This window comes from Rhodococcus sp. MH15 (assembly GCF_019266045.1).
Taxonomy (GTDB): domain Bacteria; phylum Actinomycetota; class Actinomycetes; order Mycobacteriales; family Mycobacteriaceae; genus Rhodococcus_F; species Rhodococcus_F qingshengii.
This window is the reverse complement of sequence record NZ_LPNP01000002.1, coordinates 1-1,038: the sequence shown is the minus strand read 5'-3', so window position 1 is coordinate 1,038 and position 1,038 is coordinate 1. Positions and strand designations below refer to the sequence as shown.

The 1,038-nt window shown below is 61.0% G+C and carries 1 protein-coding gene and 1 pseudogene; both read right to left on the bottom strand.

Features of this window, described 5'->3' with window-relative positions; all coding sequences use genetic code 11:
- Positions 1 to 641, bottom strand: a 641-nt coding sequence (locus tag ATN37_RS00015) for an alpha/beta hydrolase family protein (RefSeq protein WP_218694566.1), incomplete at its 3' end; no start/stop codon positions are given.
- A gap of 255 nt (positions 642 to 896) precedes the next feature.
- Positions 897 to 1,038: pseudogene (locus tag ATN37_RS32170) on the bottom strand (esterase family protein); the annotation flags it as partial.

Below are 1,038 nucleotides of genomic sequence, written 5' to 3'. Positions count from 1 at the left end.
CCGCGGGTACCTGTGACAAGTTCGATCGCACTCTGACCGACGGGGGTGCTGGTCTCAGCGCATCCGCTGTACGCCCCGACGCCCTTGTAGAGGCCGGGAGCCGCGATGGCGAGGTTGAGGACCGAGGTCGCGGTCATGGAGATCGCGGAGATCGACTGGACCTTGTTGGTGTTGAACTCGGCGTCGATGACGGGCGGGAGTTCCTTGGTGAGGAACGTCTGCCACTTCTGGCGACCGAGAACCGGATCGTCGTTCACCCAGTCGGTGTAATAGCTGAACGCGCCTTCGAGTGGAGTGACGACGTTGACGTTCTTGTCCTGGAAGAAGTTCATGACGTCGGTCTTGCGTTGCCAGGTCGCCGAGTCTTCGCCGCCGCCTGCACCGTTGAGCAGGTAGAGCGTCGGGCGGGGTTCGCTGCCATCTGCGGGGAGGATGACCTCGAGCGGGATGTTGCGATCCATCGCCGGGGAGAAGACCGAGATGGTGACCTTGCGGTCGCCGGTCTTGGTGTTGCTCACGACGTGCGATCCGGACGTGTCACCGCCCGCAGAAGCTGTCGCCGGACTGATCAGCATCGGCAGCACCGTGGCCACTGCGAGAGCTGCGATCACACTGCCACGCTTGAAAATTCGAGCACGCATACGTTCGGATCCTCCACCTGAATGTCTTCGGATCCGGAACGGATCGAAGTGCCTGTGAGCCCTTACTGGAACAGGTTCACTTTTTGTTATGTGTCAGTAAAGCAGAGCGGGCGCAGAAAGTGACGCGATTCGATTGCCTGACAATTGAATTGGCCCCGGAATTAACCCCCAAATTAACCCCCGAATCGGCCCAGACAAGCACTCGACCCCGCTCCCGGAAGTGCAGGGAGCGGGGTCGAGTCGGAACGATTTCGGTCAGATGCCCATCGAACGAGCGAGCATCGGCCAGGAGTTGTGGAGATCGTCCTGCCAGTAGCCCCACGAGTGGGTGCCGGTCGGCTTGAAGTCGAAGGTGGCCGGGATCTTCAGATCGCTCAGGCGGTAGGCGAGGTTGTGG